Annotated in this window: 13 protein-coding genes, 1 tRNA gene and 2 rRNA genes (1 of these 16 cut by a window edge); 14 read left to right on the forward strand and 2 right to left on the reverse strand. The window is 38.8% G+C overall.

The genetic code is table 11. The features are described from left to right. Positions 1-42: 42 nt before the first annotated feature. Positions 43-846 carry a Cof-type HAD-IIB family hydrolase gene (locus IGM09_RS04100; RefSeq protein WP_002355941.1) on the reverse strand — a complete coding sequence of 268 codons (804 nt, stop codon included), beginning with the start codon at positions 844-846 and terminating at the stop codon, positions 43-45. A gap of 151 nt (positions 847-997) precedes the next feature. Here IGM09_RS04100 and IGM09_RS04105 point away from each other — a divergent pair, with 151 nt between their 5' ends. The 3 genes from IGM09_RS04105 (at position 998) to IGM09_RS04115 (ending at position 4,592) form a co-directional block, all read left to right on the forward strand. Next, the gene (locus IGM09_RS04105) at positions 998-1,627 is read left to right on the forward strand and encodes a DUF1361 domain-containing protein (protein WP_080270524.1); all 630 of its coding nucleotides are present in this window, start codon (positions 998-1,000) and stop codon (positions 1,625-1,627) included. A gap of 151 nt (positions 1,628-1,778) precedes the next feature. After that, a complete protein-coding gene (locus IGM09_RS04110; RefSeq protein ID WP_113826122.1) occupies positions 1,779-3,185 on the forward strand; it encodes an NCS2 family permease in 1,407 nt (468 codons plus the stop codon). A gap of 210 nt (positions 3,186-3,395) precedes the next feature. After that, positions 3,396-4,592, forward strand: coding sequence for a multidrug efflux MFS transporter (locus IGM09_RS04115; RefSeq protein ID WP_002381323.1), 1,197 nt, complete (start codon positions 3,396-3,398; stop codon positions 4,590-4,592). A gap of 54 nt (positions 4,593-4,646) precedes the next feature. Here IGM09_RS04115 and IGM09_RS04120 read toward each other — a convergent pair whose 3' ends face one another. Then, positions 4,647-4,832: a YjzD family protein gene (locus tag IGM09_RS04120; RefSeq protein WP_002355945.1), complete on the reverse strand. Its 186-nt coding sequence runs from the start codon at positions 4,830-4,832 to the stop codon at positions 4,647-4,649. A gap of 117 nt (positions 4,833-4,949) precedes the next feature. On the opposite strand from IGM09_RS04120, the gene dnaE reads away from it, so the two are divergent. The 11 genes from dnaE to IGM09_RS04175 form a co-directional block, all read left to right on the forward strand. Next, positions 4,950-8,279: a DNA polymerase III subunit alpha gene (gene dnaE / locus IGM09_RS04125; protein ID WP_010775690.1), complete on the forward strand. Its 3,330-nt coding sequence runs from the start codon at positions 4,950-4,952 to the stop codon at positions 8,277-8,279. A 172-nt stretch (positions 8,280-8,451) separates the two neighbouring features. Beyond that, positions 8,452-9,414 carry a 6-phosphofructokinase gene (pfkA, locus tag IGM09_RS04130; RefSeq protein ID WP_002355947.1) on the forward strand — a complete coding sequence of 321 codons (963 nt, stop codon included), beginning with the start codon at positions 8,452-8,454 and terminating at the stop codon, positions 9,412-9,414. A 64-nt stretch (positions 9,415-9,478) separates the two neighbouring features. Continuing rightward, complete coding sequence (pyk, locus tag IGM09_RS04135) at positions 9,479-11,236, forward strand: pyruvate kinase (RefSeq protein WP_002355949.1); 1,758 nt, start codon at positions 9,479-9,481, stop codon at positions 11,234-11,236. 373 nt (positions 11,237-11,609) lie between these two features. After that, positions 11,610-12,179 carry a YceD family protein gene (locus tag IGM09_RS04140; RefSeq protein WP_002363429.1) on the forward strand — a complete coding sequence of 190 codons (570 nt, stop codon included), beginning with the start codon at positions 11,610-11,612 and terminating at the stop codon, positions 12,177-12,179. 56 nt (positions 12,180-12,235) lie between these two features. Further along, positions 12,236-12,415: a 50S ribosomal protein L32 gene (gene rpmF / locus IGM09_RS04145; protein WP_002355952.1), complete on the forward strand. Its 180-nt coding sequence runs from the start codon at positions 12,236-12,238 to the stop codon at positions 12,413-12,415. 204 nt (positions 12,416-12,619) lie between these two features. Then, complete coding sequence (gene gndA / locus IGM09_RS04150; RefSeq protein ID WP_002355953.1) at positions 12,620-14,041, forward strand: NADP-dependent phosphogluconate dehydrogenase; 1,422 nt, start codon at positions 12,620-12,622, stop codon at positions 14,039-14,041. Positions 14,042-14,198: 157 nt separating this feature from the next. Next, on the forward strand, positions 14,199-14,885 hold the full coding sequence (locus IGM09_RS04155; protein WP_002355954.1) for a response regulator transcription factor: 687 nt from the start codon (positions 14,199-14,201) through the stop codon (positions 14,883-14,885). A gap of 10 nt (positions 14,886-14,895) precedes the next feature. Next, the gene (locus tag IGM09_RS04160; protein WP_002363430.1) at positions 14,896-16,404 is read left to right on the forward strand and encodes a HAMP domain-containing sensor histidine kinase; all 1,509 of its coding nucleotides are present in this window, start codon (positions 14,896-14,898) and stop codon (positions 16,402-16,404) included. A 644-nt stretch (positions 16,405-17,048) separates the two neighbouring features. Further along, positions 17,049-18,609, forward strand: a 16S ribosomal RNA gene (locus IGM09_RS04165). Positions 18,610-18,688: 79 nt separating this feature from the next. After that, positions 18,689-18,761, forward strand: a tRNA-Ala gene (locus IGM09_RS04170). Positions 18,762-18,937: 176 nt separating this feature from the next. After that, positions 18,938-19,991: ribosomal RNA gene (locus IGM09_RS04175) — 23S ribosomal RNA — on the forward strand; it runs 1,859 nt beyond the window's last position. Together the 16S and 23S rRNA genes with 1 tRNA gene alongside form the textbook arrangement of a ribosomal RNA operon.

Below are 19,991 nucleotides of genomic sequence, written 5' to 3' on the forward strand. Positions count from 1 at the left end.
CCAACGTGAGTTCTTTTTAAGAAATACTTTTATTTTAGCCTTTTATAGATCTAAATAATTTTCTAAGTAATCTGCTAAACCATCTTGATCATTTGTTTTTTCAGTGACATCGTTGGCTACGGATTTAATTTTATCCGTGGCATTGTTCATAGCAACACCCCAACCAGCATAACTTAACATTTCTTCGTCATTATGTTCATCGCCAAAAGCAATGATATCAGCTGGTTTGACAGATAAAAAGTTCGCCACTTGATCAACGCCATGGGCTTTTTGAATTCCTTTTGCGACCATTTCTAAAATAGGCATTGGACCGCCCCAAGTGCGGACATCAATATAATCACCATATTGTTTTGTCAATGTATCAGCAACTTTTTCAGCTTGGTTTGGTGTGGTCCGAACCATCATTGAGGTAGGATTTGTTCGTAAATTTTTAGCAGTAAGTAAATTATCTAAGGTTGCTTTGGAAGCAAAAAATTTCGGATCGAACCCATCTAACGTATCGATATAAAATGTTTCTTTGTTTTCAGCAGCAACAAAATCTAATTGTAATTCTTTTTTCTGTGCCAAAATGTCAAAGACTAGGTCACGCTCAATATTGGCTTCGCTTTCCAAGTCCCATTTTTTCTCTGGAATGTGAACTAAAGCGCCGTTAAAGTTAACCATAGGGGTCGTTAGGCCAAGTTGTTGGTAAAATTGATGACTCATTCTATAGGGACGTCCAGTGGCAATACTGACGTAATGACCGTTGTCAATCGCTTTTTTTAGTGTTTGTTCGGTTTTTGGACTGATTAAAGACTGTGCATTTAATGTTGTGCCGTCTAAATCAATAGCAATTAATTTTTTCAAGTAAAAATTCCTCCTAAATGCCTTTTACTCAGTCTAGCATAAAACCGAAGATTATCAAGGGGAGAAGCATGTTCATTTATAAGGTTTAAAAAAAAGCTTAAGAAGTATGCTACACTAAAATAAACCGTTTGAAAAAGGAGCGCAGAGCATCTTGAAAAATTCTAGAATTTATTTACGAGTGATCACCTTAATCTATTGTATCTATACGTGGTTATTTGCTACGCATTTTCATTTTATGGCGTTGAACGTGTTGTTAGCCTATATTCCAATTGAACTTAGTTATCTTTTAAACGCAGAAAAACGTAAAAGGGATTGGTTGATAGGTTTTGCTTGGTTAATTTTTTATCCTAATGCACCGTACCTATTTACGGATTTTTTTCATTTAGAAACGCTATCTATTTATCGAGGCTTTAATACGATTTTTGCAAACCAAATTGGTGATTGGTGGGCGTTTGTTTGCTTAACTAGCGGGATTGTTATATATGGGCTTTTAGGGATGAAAACAGTAACAACTGTTAGCCAGAAATTGCAAAGTTATTGCGGCTATAGAACAATTGTAGTCTTTCAAGCCAGCCTTCATTTCTTGTCTGCTTTGGCGATTTATGTTGGACGTTTTGATCGATTACACAGTGTCTATCTTTTTATGAGTCCAATTGAAACAGTGAAAATTATCTTTTTTGACTGGTCCCTTCAAAAATTAATGTTTATTTTATTAATGATGTTTCTACAGATGCTGTTGTTTGGGCTAATCCAATTATTAGGAAAAGAAGAAGCAATGTAAAGCTTTTTCTTTTTTTATATCAGCAAAACACGAACGTTATATAGAAAAATATATATAATAGTTAATATTTTGTTGTAAAAAGATAGCGATTCTCTTATAATCAAAGAGTAATTATTCGAAAACATGGATTTTAAGGGAGAGAAGTGCAATTATGAATACGTTTTTCAAATTAAAGGAAAACAAGACAACGGTATCAACTGAAATAATGGCGGGGGTTACGACCTTTTTTGCAATGAGTTATATTTTATTTGTTAATCCGTCCATTCTTTCAGAAACAGGGATGCCTTTTCAGGCTGTTTTTTTAGCGACCATTATTGCTTCAATCATCGGTACATTAATTATGGGGCTGTTTGCTAATGTACCTTACGCTCAAGCACCGGGGATGGGACTCAATGCTTTCTTCACGTTTACGGTCGTTTTTGGGATGGGGTATACTTGGCAACAAGCATTAGCAATGGTTTTTATTTGTGGTTTGATTAATATTTTGATTACAGTGACAAAAATTCGCAAAATGATTATTAAAGCAATTCCAGAGAGTTTACAACATGCTATTGGTGGTGGGATTGGAATTTTTGTCGCTTATGTAGGGTTGAAAAATGCTGGCTTACTAAGTTTCACAGTACAAGCAGAACCTCAAAATGGTGTTGTGAATGGTTCGAGTATCGTGCCCGCTTTAGGAAATTTTGATAATCCAGCCATTATTTTGGCGGTAATTGGGTTAGTTTTAACAACGATTTTAGTTGTCACGAATGTTCGTGGGGCTATTTTAATTGGCATTGTAGTTACTACGTTAGTCGCAATTCCAATGGGGGTGGTAGACACTGCTTCGGTTGATTGGCATGCTAATTCGTTGGGCAATTCATTTAAAGAATTAGGTACAACTTTTGGCGCTGCTTTTGGTGCTAAGGGCTTACAGTCATTGTTTAGCGATTCTTCAAAAATTCCTCAAGTTTTAATGACCATTATTGCCTTCAGTTTATCAGATACGTTTGATACAATTGGAACATTTATCGGTACGGGACGTCGAACAGGAATTTTCTCTAAAGAAGATGAATTAGCTTTAGAAGATAGTAAGGGCTTCAGCACTAAAATGGACAAAGCTCTATTTGCAGATGCTATTGCAACATCTATCGGTGCGATTTTTGGTACATCGAATACGACAACTTATGTAGAAAGTGCAGCAGGAATCGGTGCGGGTGGTCGAACAGGTTTGACATCGGTAGTGGTAGCAATTCTATTTGCCCTAAGTAGTCTTTTTTCACCACTTATTGCTATTGTGCCAGCACAAGCTACGGCTCCAGCGTTAATTTTAGTGGGAATTATGATGTTAGCTTCTTTCAAAGACATCAATTGGACGGATTTAGAAGATGCGATTCCAGCATTTTTTGCTTCAATTTTCATGGGATTATGTTATAGCATCTCTTATGGGATTGCTGCTGGGTTCATCTTTTATGCAGTGGTGAAAGTAGTCAAAGGAAAAGCCAAAGAAGTTTCACCAATTATTTGGATCATTGATGCGTTGTTTATCTTAAACTTTGTAATCTTAGCTATTTTATAGTAAATAGAAGTGAGGCTGAGATAACAGCGGTTAGCTTTGAAGGTGTTGCATTTATTCAGCTGTTTATCTTAAGCCCAAGTGTTAAGAAGTCTGGCAGATTGGTCGTTTTGACCGGTCTGTCAGACTTTTTTTTAAAAAGAATTTTCTTTTGAGAGATTCACTCTTTTAGAGTATAGTGGTAGGTGAAGAGGTGATAAGGTGGATAAAAGTATGAAAATAAAATGGAAGCAGAATTTATTAGTCGCATGGATTGGTTGCTTTTTTACAGGGGCGAGTATTAGCTTAGTTATGCCGTTTATTCCAGTATATGTTGAACAATTAGGGACGCCTAAGAGTCAAGTAGAGTTGTTTTCTGGATTGGCAATTTCTGTCACGGCGTTTGCTGCTGCGATTGTTGCACCGATTTGGGGAAATTTAGCTGATCGAAAAGGTCGGAAAATTATGATGATTCGGGCTGCAGCAGGAATGACGATCACAATGGGGGCGTTAGCATTTGTCCCTAATGTATACTGGCTGTTGATTATGCGTTTTATGAACGGGATTTTATCCGGCTATATTCCTAACGCAACAGCGATGATTGCGTCGCAGGCGCCAAAAGAGAAAAATGGCTGGGCTCTAGGGACATTATCAACAGGTGCAATTGCTGGGACGTTAATTGCGCCATCGATTGGCGGTGCGTTGGCACAGTGGTTTGGAATGGAAAATGTCTTTATTATTACCGGCGTTATTTTATTCATTACAACGTTGTTGACTATCTTTTTAGTTAAAGAAGATTTTCAACCAGTTGAGAAAAAGGATTTATTAACGACGAAAGAAATTTTTAGTAAGATGGATCATGTTTCAGTATTGATTGGTTTGTTTGTGACTACGTTAATTTTACAATTAGGAATTACAAGTATCAGCCCAATCTTAACGCTATATATTCGATCTTTAAGTGGCGATACAGAGAATGTATTATTTGTTAGTGGTTTGATTGTTTCGATTGCCGGCGTTTCAGCAATTATTTCTTCTCCAACTTTGGGAAAAATTGGGGACCGCATTGGGAACCAAAAAGTTTTATTAGGCGGATTAATTCTTTCTTTTATTTGTTACATTCCCATGGCGTTTGTGCAAACACCTTTTCAGTTAGGTGTTTTACGATTCCTTTTAGGTTTTTCAACAGGCGCATTAATGCCATCGATTAATACGTTAATTAGTAAAATAACGCCAACGGAGGGCGTAAGTAGAGTTTATAGTTACAATCAGATGTGTAGTAATTTCGGTCAAGTTTTAGGACCGATGGTAGGGTCGACTGTTGCCCATGGTTTTGGCTATTCTTCTGTTTTTCTGGTAACCGCTTGTTTCGTTTTAGGAAACATTGGGCTGTCCTTCTTTAATTTCCGAAAAGTTTTAAATAAAAAGCTCTAAACAGTTGAAAAGATAAAAAAACCAGTTACAATAACTTTAGTAACTGGTTTTTTCTTATTTAACAGGTTTGGTTTCTTTCGGTACTGCAAAGTGTGCAATTAATAAAATAATAACGGCTGTTGCCAACGATAGAATCGTTGTCATTTTAAAGTCGTATGAACCACCAGATAATGCACCGCCGATATATCCAACGACTTGGCCTAATGCGAAGGTCCAGAAAAATACAACAAGATAACGCATATGAGCACCTCTTTTCTAGCTCTTAGTTTAGCATATTTTCTTTAAAAGTAAAGAATCCGCGATAGGAAAATAAGAGAAGAGGCAAAAAATAGCAAGGATTCAAAAAGGAGCTGTCCAATGTCATTTCCACAATTACATACCGTTACTTCCTATTCGCTTTTATCTAGTACGGTTAGGATTCGTTCCTATGTAAAACAAGCGAAAGCGTTAGGTTATCAAACATTAGCGATTACCGATATCAATGTCTTGCATGGGGTGGTTGAATTTTATGAAGCATGCCAAGAAGCGGGAATTCAACCAATTATCGGTTTAAGATTAGAATATACCCCAGTAGAAAAAGAAGGGCATTCCGAGTTGCTTTTATTTGCTAAAAATTTAAAAGGGTATCAGCAATTAATGCAACTATCTAGCAGCAAAATGACGACAGAGGGTCCCTTTTACTTAGCGGAACATCAATCCTTATTAAGTGATTTATTTGCCGTGACTTTGTCAGCTAAAGGAGAAGTCGCCCAAACATTTTTTGAAGATGAACAACAAGCGGTTCACGCTTTCCAACAACTTGCTTCATATTTTGATCCCCAGTCGTTATTTGTTGAACATTCTTTTTCAATGAATCAACAACGCAATCCAGCGCTCTTTTCTTTTTACCAAAGAGAACAATTACCTGGCGTGGCTTTGCAAGAGGTACGTCATTTAACAAGGGAAGAAGGCTTTGCCGTTACTGTTCTTGAGAGCATCAAAGAAAATAATCAATTGAATATTACAAGCCAAACACCGGAAATAGAAGGTCTGAATTACTTGCGCGAAGCAGAGACGACGATGGAACAAATGCTTCAAATAGCTGGTGCAGAAGTGGTCCAGAATACGATTCAGCTAGCTGAAAATTGCCGAGTTGACATTCCTTTACATCAAAAATTATTACCGCATTTTCCTGTGCCTGATAATCAAACGGCTGGTTCTTATTTACGCACATTGTGTTTAGAAAAATTACCAGAAAGAGTGCCTCATCTAAATGAAGTTTACCAAAAACGATTAGAAAAAGAGTTAACCATCATTCACAATATGGGCTTTGATGATTACTTTTTAATCGTTTGGGATGTGATGGACTTCTGTCATAACAATCAAATTGTTACAGGCGCTGGCCGAGGTTCAGCTGCAGGCTCTTTAGTGTCCTATGTGTTATCAATTACAGATGTAGATCCAATCAAATATGATTTGCTTTTTGAACGTTTTTTGAATCCAGAACGCTACACGATGCCCGATATTGATTTAGATATTCCTGATAATCGGCGGGAGGAAGTTTTAGCTTATGTCAGTCAAAAATATGGTCATTATCACATGGCGCAAATTGCCACGTTTGGTACGATGGCTGCGAAAATGGTTTTACGGGACGTTGCACGTGTTTTCGGGTTGTCCCAGAGTGAAGCGAATCGTTGGTCGGCAGCTGTCCCAAACAAGCTGAAAATTACGTTAGAAGAAGCGTACCAAGAGTCGAAACGGATGCAAGAATTGGTCAATTTTTCGCCAAATAATCAATTGCTCTATAAAACAGCTGTTCAGCTAGAAGGATTGCCTCGCCATGTTTCTACGCACGCAGCAGGTGTGGTAATTAGTGATGAAAATCTTTTGAATTTGGTTCCGTTACAACCAGGATCGAATGAAATTTTATTGACCCAATTTACTATGAATGATGTTGAAAAAATTGGTCTTCTGAAAATGGATTTCTTGGGCTTAAGAAATTTATCTATCATTGATGATACCCTTACAGCTGTTAAACGCGTCTATAATCGAACCATTCGTTTAAATCAGATTCCATTAGATGACGAAACAACGCTGGCTTTATTTAGAAAAGGGGAAACAAGTGGCGTTTTCCAGTTTGAATCTGCTGGAATTCGGAATGTATTAAGAAAATTAGGGCCAACTAGCATTGAAGATATTGCTGCTGTCAATGCCCTGTATCGTCCTGGTCCGATGCAAAATATTGATGTTTTCATCCGCCGGAAAAAAGGCTTGGAACAAATTAGTTATCCAGAGCCTAGTCTCGCCCCCATTTTAGAAAATACGTACGGAATTATTGTTTACCAAGAGCAGATTATGCAAGTTGCTGCGAAAATGGCTGGCTTCTCTTTAGGGCAAGCTGACATTTTACGTCGAGCCATTAGTAAAAAGAAAAAAGATGTGCTAGATGAAGAACGGAATCATTTTGTTAATGGTGCGTTACAACAAGGCTATCCCAAAGAAACAGCTAACCAAGTGTACGATTATATTGAGCGCTTTGCTAATTATGGCTTTAACCGCTCGCATGCATTTGCCTATTCCTTTATTGGTTTTCAAATGGCTTACTTGAAGGTTCATTATCCGAGTGCTTTTTATGTCGCATTGTTGCATTCTGTTCGTCATAATCCAACAAAAATTAAAGAATATATTGGCGAAGCTAGAAAAAACAAGCAGACGATTTTGCAGCCGTCAATTAACCAAAGTCACTACAGCTTTTACCTAAATCAGCAACAGCAAATTTTATTTGGTTTTAGTTCTTTAAAAGGAATCCGCCGAGACTTCATTCAAAATATTTTAAATGAACGCCGAGAAAATGGACCGTACAAAACGTTCGATGAGTTTCTTTTGCGAATTGACCGTAAGTGGTTGAAAGTTGAAAATATCGAACCATTGATTGCCATCGGTGCATTTGACGAAATTGCACCCAATCGCCGTCAATTAGCGGTAGGTTTAGAGAGTAATATCCAAAGTATTCTTCTCAGCGGTGGTAGTATGGATTTGTTAGAAACGTTGAAGCCAAAGGAAGAAGAAATTGCCGATTATCCGCTAGAAGAGCGACTAGAACAAGAAGAACAATATTTAGGGGTCTATTTATCAGGACATCCGACAGAAGAGTTCAAAAAAACACGCTTAGCCAAGCAAACGCAACTTGTTCATGAACTTGTTGAAAATCAGCCCACGAAATTATTGATTTATGTCAAAAACATTCGGACGATTCGGACCAAAAAGGGAGAACAAATGGCCTTTGTTGATGGGGATGATACAACAGGAAGTATTTCACTAACGTTGTTCCCAACTGTTTTTCGCCAGTTAAGACAGAGTGTCGAGAAAGGGCAAGTTTATTATGTGGAAGGAAAAGTGGAACGCAGTACGTACAATCAAGAATTGCAAATATTGGTTCAACGAATAGAAAAAGCGCAACAAGTAGAAACATCAATTAGTGACGAAACGTGTTTTATCAGAATTACAAAAGATGTCGAACAAACGGACGTTTTTCAGAAAATGAAAGAGGTACTCAGTCGTCATGCTGGACACATTCCAGTGATTGTCTATTTTGAAAAAACAGGAAAGAAAATAGTATTAAATGAAGAAAACTGGGTCGCTCATACAAGCGCTAGTCAGCAACAATTAGCTTACGTTTTAGGCGAGCAAAACGTCATTTTCAAATGATTTACGGTAAAAAATACTAGTTGTTTTCAACTTTTTTCATTTTTTTCTTCTTAACTCAAGACATTTTGGTTCTTTAATGGTAAAATGAATGACGTAATATTTTTGTATATCAATTTTTGCGAAAAGGTTTCTTTTGGCAGTTGAAAGTATATTATATGAGGTGAAATAGCGAATGAAACGCATTGGTATTTTAACCAGCGGGGGAGATGCCCCTGGAATGAACGCTGCAATTCGTGCAGTCGTACGCAAAAGTATTTTTGATGGAATCGAAGTTTACGGTATTAACTATGGATTTGCCGGTTTAGTCGCAGGCGACATCCGTCGTTTAGATGTTGCTGACGTTGGCGATAAGATTCAACGTGGTGGAACATTCTTGTACTCTGCTCGTTATCCTGAATTTGCTACTGAAGAAGGGCAATTAAAAGGAATCGAACAATTGAAAAAATTCGGTATTGAAGGCTTAGTTGTTATTGGTGGAGACGGTTCTTATCATGGCGCAATGGCTTTGACAAAACGTGGTTTCCCCGCTGTTGGAATTCCTGGAACAATTGATAATGATATTCCTGGAACAGATTTCACAATCGGTTTTGATACAGCAATTAACACTGTTTTGGAATCAATTGACCGAATTCGTGATACAGCGACTTCTCATGTTCGTACATTCGTTATCGAAGTAATGGGACGTAACGCTGGTGATATCGCATTGTGGTCAGGCGTGGCAGGCGGAGCAGATGAAATCATTATTCCTGAACATGATTTTGATATGAAAAACGTTGCCAAACGTATTCAAGAAGGCCGCGACCGCGGGAAAAAACATTGCTTAATCATTTTAGCAGAAGGCGTAATGGGCGGAAATGAATTTGCTGATAAACTTTCTGAATACGGTGATTTCCATACGCGTGTATCAATTTTAGGACACGTGGTTCGTGGGGGCTCGCCAAGTGCTCGTGACCGTGTATTAGCAAGTAAATTTGGGTCATATGCTGTTGAACTTCTAAAAGAAGGCAAAGGCGGTTTATGTATCGGTATGTTAGATAACCAAGTAGTTGCAGCTGATATTATTGACACGTTAGAAAACAATAAACACAAACCAGATTTATCTCTTTATGAGTTAAATCATGAAATTTCTTTTTAATCTTGTATATTAGCTAATCTTATTAGCTTTGTATAAACAAATTTGGAATAGGAGCGTTTTAGTAATGAAAAAAACGAAAATCGTATGTACGATTGGACCAGCTAGTGAATCCGTTGATATGCTAGTAAACTTAATTAATGCAGGTATGAATGTTTGCCGTTTGAACTTTTCACATGGTGACTACGAAGAGCATGGTGCTCGTATTAAAAACATTCGTGAAGCTGTAAAAATTACAGGGAAACGCGTAGCGATCTTACTAGATACAAAAGGTCCTGAAATCCGCACAAATGACATGGAAAATGGCGCAATCACAATGAAAATTGGTGACTCAGTACGTATTTCTATGACAGAAGTTTTAGGAACAAATGAAAAATTCTCAATCACTTATCCAGAATTAATCAATGATGTAAACGTAGGTTCACACATTCTTTTAGATGATGGTTTAATCGATTTAGAAGTAACTGATATCGACCGTGATGCAAACGAAATCGTAACAGTTGTTAAAAACGAAGGCGTCTTGAAAAACAAAAAAGGCGTTAACGTACCAGGCGTTTCTGTAAACTTACCAGGGATCACTGAAAAAGATGCTAACGATATCCGTTTCGGAATTGGTCAAGGAATTGACTTTATCGCAGCTAGCTTCGTTCGTCGTGCTTCTGACGTTTTAGAAATCACTAAAATTTTAGAAGAAGAAAACGCAACACACATCCAAATCATTCCTAAAATCGAAAACCAAGAAGGTATCGATAATATCGATGAAATCTTAAAAGTTTCTGATGGTTTAATGGTTGCTCGTGGTGACATGGGTGTTGAAATTCCAACAGAAGATGTTCCAGTTGTCCAAAAAGCTTTAATTAAAAAATGTAATGCTTTAGGTAAACCAGTTATCACTGCAACACAAATGTTAGATTCAATGCAACGTAACCCACGTCCAACACGTGCGGAAGCAAATGACGTAGCAAACGCAATCTACGATGGAACAGATGCAGTAATGTTATCAGGCGAAACTGCAGCAGGGGATTACCCATTAGAAGCTGTTCAAACAATGGCTCGTATTGCAGTTCGTACAGAAGAAACATTAGTTAACCAAGATTCATTCGCATTGAAATTATATAGCAAAACAGATATGACTGAAGCAATCGGACAATCTGTTGGCCATACAGCACGTAACTTGGGTATCCAAACAATCGTTGCGGCAACAGAATCAGGCCATACAGCACGTATGATCTCTAAATACCGTCCAAAAGCACATATCGTTGCAATTACGTTCTCAGAACAAAAAGCACGTAGCTTATCATTATCATGGGGTGTTTACGCAACAGTTGCTGACAAACCATCAAGCACAGATGAAATGTTTAATTTAGCTTCAAAAGTATCACAAGAAGAAGGTTATGCTTCAGAAGGTGATTTAATCATTATCACTGCTGGTGTTCCAGTTGGCGAAAAAGGCACAACAAACTTAATGAAAATTCAAATGATCGGTTCTAAATTAGTTCAAGGTCAAGGTGTCGGCGAAGAAGCAATTATTGCAAAAGCCGTTGTTGCAGGAACTGCTGAAGAAGCAGTTGCTAAAGCGACTGAAGGAGCTATTTTAGTTACAAAAACAACAGATAAAGAATACATGCCTGCAATTGAAAAAGCATCAGCATTAGTTGTTGAAGAAGGTGGTTTAACTTCTCATGCAGCTGTTGTAGCGATTGCGCAAAATATTCCAGTTATCGTAGGTGCTGCAGATGCAACATCATTAATTAATAATGACGAAGTGATTACTGTTGATCCTCGTCGTGGTATTGTTTACCGCGGAGCAACAACAGCTATCTAAATCTAATTAATTCAATCATTTGATTTTAAGCAATATGTACTCGGACGCAAAGCTGGGACAAACCGATTCGTCAGTTTGTCTCAGCTTTTTTTACAAAGAAGACAGTAGTACGAAATGTTCAGAAAACATGTATTCATTAAATAAAGAGTTGGGCGTAAATAGTAAAATTATGTCTTAGTTTTAAATTATTTATGTTATTTCACACAAAAATTTTGTTATTTAATTAAATAAGCGCTAAGTTATCTTCAACAGAAAAACAATTATAAAAAAAACGAAAGAAAAACAGGAAATAAGAAAGGGCTGTCAAGAAAATTTCATTGACAAAGCTTTCATACCCCTGTATAATAGCTTTTGTTGCTTAGGAGTGATAATTATGAAGTGGTCTTTGTTAGAATTAAATAAATACAAAGAAGAGCCGCTAGTGTTTTCAGAAACATTGCATCTTAAAGAAGAGCTTCTTCAACGAGATGATACCTTGTTGGATGTAAGTCCAATCAAAGTAGAAGGCTTATTAGCAGTCAATAAATCAGAATATTTACTTCATTACACTATTCAGGTAACTGTAACCGTTCCTTCATCCCGTTCTTTAGAACCTGTGGCTTTGCCAATGCAAATCACGGTCGATGAAGTCTTTATGACAAAAGAACAAATGGATACAAGAGATGAACGATTTGCAGCTGAAGAGATTATTTTATTGGACAAGCCAACAATTGATTTAGATGAATCTGTCGAAGACAACATTCTATTGTCCATTCCAATTCAAGTGCTTACAGAAGAAGAACAAAACAGTCAAGAAATGCCAAGTGGCAATGACTGGGAAGTGATTTCAGAAGAAGCATATTTGGAAAGTAAGCAGAAAGCAGCAGAACAAACAGTGGATCCTCGTCTGGCTAAACTATCAGAATTACTCAGCGATAATGCTGAAGAGGAAGATAACAGCTAGGTTGGAATATATTGTGTATGTAAATACACGCATCTTTACAAGGAGGTGGAACAACAATGGCAGTACCAGCTAGAAGAACTTCTAAAGCGAAAAAAGCAAAACGTCGCACACACTACAAATTAACAATCAAAGGCTTAAATGCATGCTCAAACTGTGGTGAAATGAAAAAAAGCCATCACGTATGTCCAGCATGTGGTCACTACGATGGAAAAGACGTAATGTCTAAAGAAGCATAAGCATAAAAACATTTTTTGAAATGTTGAATCCCCTAGGCTAACCATGGAGCCTAGGGGATTTGTATTTTTTTAAGAAAATATGAAGAAATTGGAAATTTATTGGCACTATATTGTTTTCATATGAAAGATAGTGCGTTATAATAGTGAGGATTATAAGAGAATGCTCATAGAATTTTCGTTGATTATAATATAGGAGGTCATAAAATGACAAAACAACAATTTGGCGTAGTCGGCATGGCTGTCATGGGAAAAAATCTTGCTTTAAACATTGAAAGCAGAGGCTATACAGTTGCGCTGTATAACCGTACAGGATCAAAAACAACAGAAGTGGTTGAAGAACATCCTGACAAAAACTTTCAAGCAACATACTCAATTGAGGAATTTGTGAATGCAATTGAAAAACCTCGTCGAATTATGTTGATGGTTAAAGCTGGACCTGCAACAGATGCGACAATCCAAGAATTGTTACCACACCTTGATAAAGGCGACATCTTAATTGATGGCGGTAATACGTTCTTCAAAGACACAATGCGACGTAATGAAGAACTAGCAAACTCAGGAATTAACTTTATTGGTACTGGCGTTTCTGGCGGAGAAGAAGGAGCCTTGAAAGGACCATCTATCATGCCTGGCGGACAAAAAGAAGCATATGAGTTAGTTGCGCCAATTCTTGAAAAAATTTCAGCTAAAGCAGAAGACGGTGAACCATGTGTGACTTACATTGGCCCAAATGGTGCTGGACATTATGTAAAAATGGTTCATAATGGGATTGAATATGGGGACATGCAATTAATTGCTGAATCCTACGATTTAATGAAACAAATCTTAGGTTTATCTGTTGATGAAATGGCAGAGATTTTCAAAGAATGGAACGAAGGCGAATTAGACAGTTACCTTATCGAGATCACGGCTGACATTTTGACACGTAAAGATGATGAAGGAACCGACCAACCAATCGTTGATGTTATTCTTGATGCAGCAGGCAACAAAGGAACAGGTAAATGGACAAGCCAAAGTGCGTTAGATCTTGGTGTACCATTACCATTAATTACAGAATCAGTATTTGCACGTTTTATTTCGGCTTACAAAGAAGAACGCGTAAAAGCAAGTGGCATTTTATCAAAACCTGCAGCCTTTAACTTTGCAGGCGATAAAAAAGAATTGATTGAAAAAATTCGCGAAGCATTATACTTTAGTAAATTAATGAGTTATGCGCAAGGTTTTGCACAACTCCGTGCAGCTTCTGAAGAATACGGATGGGATTTACCATTTGGTGAAATTGCAAAAATCTGGCGAGCAGGTTGTATTATCCGTGCACAATTCTTACAAAAAATTACCGATGCATATGAAAAAAATCCAGCACTTGAAAACTTGTTGTTAGATGAATACTTCGTAGAAATTACGAAAAAATATCAACAAGCCGTTCGTGAAGTTGTTGCGATTGCTGTTCAAGCAGGTGTTCCTGTACCAACATTCTCATCTGCAATTGCTTATTACGATTCTTATCGTTCAGATCGCTTACCAGCGAATTTAATTCAAGCACAACGTGATTACTTCGGTGCTCATACGTACGAACGCACAGACAAAGAAGGAATCTACCATTACAGCTGGTACAACGAAGAATAAACATGCTGGAGACCATGAGTGTGGCTCACCATGCTCATGGTTTTACTGTGGCTTAAAAAAGAACCAGACAGATTGAGTAGTAATTCTCTAATAAGTAGTAAGGAATAAAAAGGTTGAGCTTGAGTATAGCTTTTAAAGAGAAAGGACAATTAATCAAATGAGCAACATTTTAATTATTGAAGATGAAAAGAACTTAGCGAGATTCGTTGAGCTTGAATTAAAACATGAGGGGTATACGACAGAAGTACACTACAATGGTCGTACAGGATTGGAAGCCGCTCTTAACAACGAATGGGATGCTATCCTTCTTGATTTGATGTTACCAGAATTAAATGGATTAGAAGTATGTCGCCGTGTTCGCCAAGTGAAAAATACACCAATTATTATGATGACTGCGCGTGATTCAGTAATTGACCGTGTTTCTGGTTTAGACCATGGAGCGGATGATTATATTGTTAAACCATTTGCAATTGAAGAATTGTTAGCTCGTTTACGTGCGTTACTTCGTCGTATTGATATTGAGGGCGATAAAAACGTTGCAAAACAAACAACGATTACATATCGTGACTTAACAATTGAAAAAGAAAATCGTGTCGTTCGTCGTAATTCTGAAATGATTGAATTAACAAAACGCGAATACGAATTACTATTAACGCTAATGGAAAACGTGAACGTTGTCTTGGCACGTGATGTGTTACTAAATAAAGTTTGGGGCTATGAAACAGAAGTAGAAACAAACGTTGTGGATGTATATATCCGCTACTTGCGAAATAAAATTGACGTACCTGGAGAAGAAAGCTACATCCAAACTGTCCGTGGAACTGGCTACGTTATGCGTTCGTGAGAACTAATTAATGAAAAGAACGATTAAAAAAGAACTGGAAGGCCCATCTTTAACTATAAAGTGGGCTTTCGCAAGTTCTTTCTTTATATTTGTAGTTTTTACCATTTTTGCGGTGATTACCTATAAGTCTTCTGTCAGTCTTATTGTTGCCAAAGAAAAGGAAAATGTCGAAGCAACGATTGCAGAAGTAACAAATCGATTAGCTAATGCCAATGAAAATTTAACGGTAACAGACGTTTTTGACTATTTAAAAACGCCGAGTGAAAGAGATGAAAACTACTATAATAAGCATACAGCAGTAGAAGGTTCGTTTATGGAAATGGACAGTTTCATATCTGAACTAGGACAACCAGAACTTTATTTATCTGTGTATGACACAAACCAAAAGCTAGTTTTTAAAACACAAAATGAATATGATAAGTTATTACAATTGGATCGACAATTACCTGTTGTTCGAACCGTTTTTGATAAAACCGGTTTTTATTCCGTGGAACCTATTTTTTCAAAAGAAACACGAGAAAAAATTGGCTATATTCAAGCGTTTTATGAACTTTCTTCTTTTTATGAAATTCGTAATCATTTATTATTAACACTTGTAGTTTTAGAAGTGATTTCTCTGATTGTAAGTAGTGTCTTAGGCTTTATCCTCTCTTCTTATTTCTTAAAACCATTAAAAGTATTGAGAGACACGATGGATACAATCCGCAAAGACCCGCAATCAGATGTCCACATGCCGGAGATTAATACGAGAGATGAGTTAGCAGATATCTCGGAAATCTTTAATGAAATGTTAGATCGTATGAGACGCTATATCGAACAACAAGAGCAGTTTGTTGAAGATGTTTCCCATGAATTAAGAACGCCCGTTGCGATTATGGAAGGCCATTTAAACCTTTTAAATCGTTGGGGGAAAGACGATCCTGAAATTTTAGATGAATCATTAAAGGCCAGTTTACAAGAAATTAGTCGTATGAAGAGCTTGGTCCAAGAAATGCTTGACCTTTCACGCGCTGAACAAGTGGACACCCAATATGCAAATGAACGAACAGATGCTAAACAAGTAGTCTACCAAGTATTTAATAACTTCCAATTGGTTTATCCTGAGTTTCATATCACATTAGATGACGATTTACCAACCGAAGTTGAACTGAAAATCTATCGTAATCACTTTGAACAATTGCTAATTATTCTATTAGATAATGCGATTAAATATTCAACAGATCGAAAAGAAGTGCATATTTCCATTTCTCGAACGATGAATGAATTTGAAATAGCTGTGCAAGATTTTGGTGAAGGAATCACTGAAGAAGACTTGGAGAAAATATTTGATCGATTCTATCGAGTAGATAAAGCCCGTGCAAGAAATAAAGGCGGTAATGGCTTAGGACTATCGATTGCAAAACAATTAGTCGAAAACTATAAAGGACGTATTGATGCAGAAAGCGTATTGCATCAAGGAACGATCTTTAGAATTTTTATTCCAATCGCTGGAATAAAAGAAGAGAGCAACGTACAATAAAGTACGTTGCTTTTTTTTACGAATGATTAACGAACATTTCAGTAAGAGAAAAGGGATTATAAGATAAAGAAACGAATGTTTTCTTTGCAGAAAATATTCATCGTTCGAAATTGAAAAAAATGTTATTTTTCTGCAAAATAATAGTTGCGTTTTAGAAAAATCCTTGGTATATTAATATCTGTTCTGACAAACAGTTCGTTAAGAAAAAAGTTTTAAAAAGTTAAAAATTTTTCTTGACGAAAAGATAAATAACATGTTAGAATAACAAAGTCGTTAAAGAGGTTGCTTTTAAATCAATCATTTGATCAAAAAAACTTGTTATAAAATAACAAAAAAGTTTTAAAAAGTTGTTGACAAACAACTGAGATAATGATAAGATATAGAAGTTGTCACAACAGACGGCAACGACCGAGCAAAACAACTTAAAAAACTTTTTCAAAAAAGTTCTTGACATTCGAACGAAAGTTTGTTATGATATAAAAGTTGCTGCGAGGTAACGTAGACCTTTGAAAACTGAACAAAGAATAGACGAACCAAATGTGTAGGGCGTCTTGATTCAATTCAAGACAACAAACATTTTTAACAAGCAAGCAATATGCTAGCAAACAAATTGAGCTTAACAATCGTAAGATTGTTCTAACTTTTATTATGAGAGTTTGATCCTGGCTCAGGACGAACGCTGGCGGCGTGCCTAATACATGCAAGTCGAACGCTTCTTTCCTCCCGAGTGCTTGCACTCAATTGGAAAGAGGAGTGGCGGACGGGTGAGTAACACGTGGGTAACCTACCCATCAGAGGGGGATAACACTTGGAAACAGGTGCTAATACCGCATAACAGTTTATGCCGCATGGCATAAGAGTGAAAGGCGCTTTCGGGTGTCGCTGATGGATGGACCCGCGGTGCATTAGCTAGTTGGTGAGGTAACGGCTCACCAAGGCCACGATGCATAGCCGACCTGAGAGGGTGATCGGCCACACTGGGACTGAGACACGGCCCAGACTCCTACGGGAGGCAGCAGTAGGGAATCTTCGGCAATGGACGAAAGTCTGACCGAGCAACGCCGCGTGAGTGAAGAAGGTTTTCGGATCGTAAAACTCTGTTGTTAGAGAAGAACAAGGACGTTAGTAACTGAACGTCCCCTGACGGTATCTAACCAGAAAGCCACGGCTAACTACGTGCCAGCAGCCGCGGTAATACGTAGGTGGCAAGCGTTGTCCGGATTTATTGGGCGTAAAGCGAGCGCAGGCGGTTTCTTAAGTCTGATGTGAAAGCCCCCGGCTCAACCGGGGAGGGTCATTGGAAACTGGGAGACTTGAGTGCAGAAGAGGAGAGTGGAATTCCATGTGTAGCGGTGAAATGCGTAGATATATGGAGGAACACCAGTGGCGAAGGCGGCTCTCTGGTCTGTAACTGACGCTGAGGCTCGAAAGCGTGGGGAGCAAACAGGATTAGATACCCTGGTAGTCCACGCCGTAAACGATGAGTGCTAAGTGTTGGAGGGTTTCCGCCCTTCAGTGCTGCAGCAAACGCATTAAGCACTCCGCCTGGGGAGTACGACCGCAAGGTTGAAACTCAAAGGAATTGACGGGGGCCCGCACAAGCGGTGGAGCATGTGGTTTAATTCGAAGCAACGCGAAGAACCTTACCAGGTCTTGACATCCTTTGACCACTCTAGAGATAGAGCTTTCCCTTCGGGGGCAAAGTGACAGGTGGTGCATGGTTGTCGTCAGCTCGTGTCGTGAGATGTTGGGTTAAGTCCCGCAACGAGCGCAACCCTTATTGTTAGTTGCCATCATTTAGTTGGGCACTCTAGCGAGACTGCCGGTGACAAACCGGAGGAAGGTGGGGATGACGTCAAATCATCATGCCCCTTATGACCTGGGCTACACACGTGCTACAATGGGAAGTACAACGAGTCGCTAGACCGCGAGGTCATGCAAATCTCTTAAAGCTTCTCTCAGTTCGGATTGCAGGCTGCAACTCGCCTGCATGAAGCCGGAATCGCTAGTAATCGCGGATCAGCACGCCGCGGTGAATACGTTCCCGGGCCTTGTACACACCGCCCGTCACACCACGAGAGTTTGTAACACCCGAAGTCGGTGAGGTAACCTTTTTGGAGCCAGCCGCCTAAGGTGGGATAGATGATTGGGGTGAAGTCGTAACAAGGTAGCCGTATCGGAAGGTGCGGCTGGATCACCTCCTTTCTAAGGAATATTACGGAAATACACATTTCGTCTTTACTTTGTTCAGTTTTGAGAGGTCTACTCTCAATCAAATAAGTTCGGGGCCTTAGCTCAGCTGGGAGAGCGCCTGCTTTGCACGCAGGAGGTCAGCGGTTCGATCCCGCTAGGCTCCATTGATAGCTTTTGCTATCAGATTCGTTCATTGAAAACTGGATATTGAAGTAAAAAGAATCAAAACAAACCGAGAACACCGCGTTGAATGAGTTTTTTAATAAGTTCAATTGCTTATTTATTGATTAACCTTCTATCGCTAGAAGAAGTGATCAAGACCCAACCGTAAGGTTGATAAGGTTAAGTGAATAAGGGCGCACGGTGGATGCCTTGGCACTAGGAGCCGATGAAGGACGGGACTAACACCGATATGCTTTGGGGAGCTGTAAGTAAGCTATGATCCAGAGATTTCCGAATGGGGGAACCCAATATCTTTTATAGGATATTACTTTTCAGTGAATACATAGCTGATTAGAGGTAGACGCAGAGAACTGAAACATCTTAGTACCTGCAGGAAGAGAAAGAAAATTCGATTCCCTGAGTAGCGGCGAGCGAAACGGGAAGAGCCCAAACCAACAAGCTTGCTTGTTGGGGTTGTAGGACTCCAATATGGTAGTCTGTTAGTATAGTTGAAGGATTTGGAAAATTCCGCTAAAGAGGGTGAAAGCCCCGTAGACGAAATGCTAACAACACCTAGGAGGATCCTGAGTACGGCGGAACACGAGAAATTCCGTCGGAATCCGCGGGGACCATCCCGCAAGGCTAAATACTCCCTAGTGACCGATAGTGAACCAGTACCGTGAGGGAAAGGTGAAAAGCACCCCGGAAGGGGAGTGAAATAGATCCTGAAACCGTGTGCCTACAACAAGTCAAAGCTCGTTAATGAGTGATGGCGTGCCTTTTGTAGAATGAACCGGCGAGTTACGATTGCATGCGAGGTTAAGTCGAAGAGACGGAGCCGCAGCGAAAGCGAGTCTGAATAGGGCGAATGAGTATGTAGTCGTAGACCCGAAACCATGTGATCTACCCATGTCCAGGTTGAAGGTGCGGTAAAACGCACTGGAGGACCGAACCCACGTACGTTGAAAAGTGCGGGGATGAGGTGTGGGTAGCGGAGAAATTCCAAACGAACTTGGAGATAGCTGGTTCTCTCCGAAATAGCTTTAGGGCTAGCCTCGGAATTGAGAATGATGGAGGTAGAGCACTGTTTGGACTAGGGGCCCATCTCGGGTTACCGAATTCAGATAAACTCCGAATGCCATTCATTTATATCCGGGAGTCAGACTGCGAGTGATAAGATCCGTAGTCGAAAGGGAAACAGCCCAGACCACCAGCTAAGGTCCCAAAATATA

The sequence above is a fragment of the Enterococcus sp. DIV0167 genome (genome assembly GCF_050541555.1).
GTDB lineage: Bacteria > Bacillota > Bacilli > Lactobacillales > Enterococcaceae > Enterococcus > Enterococcus faecalis.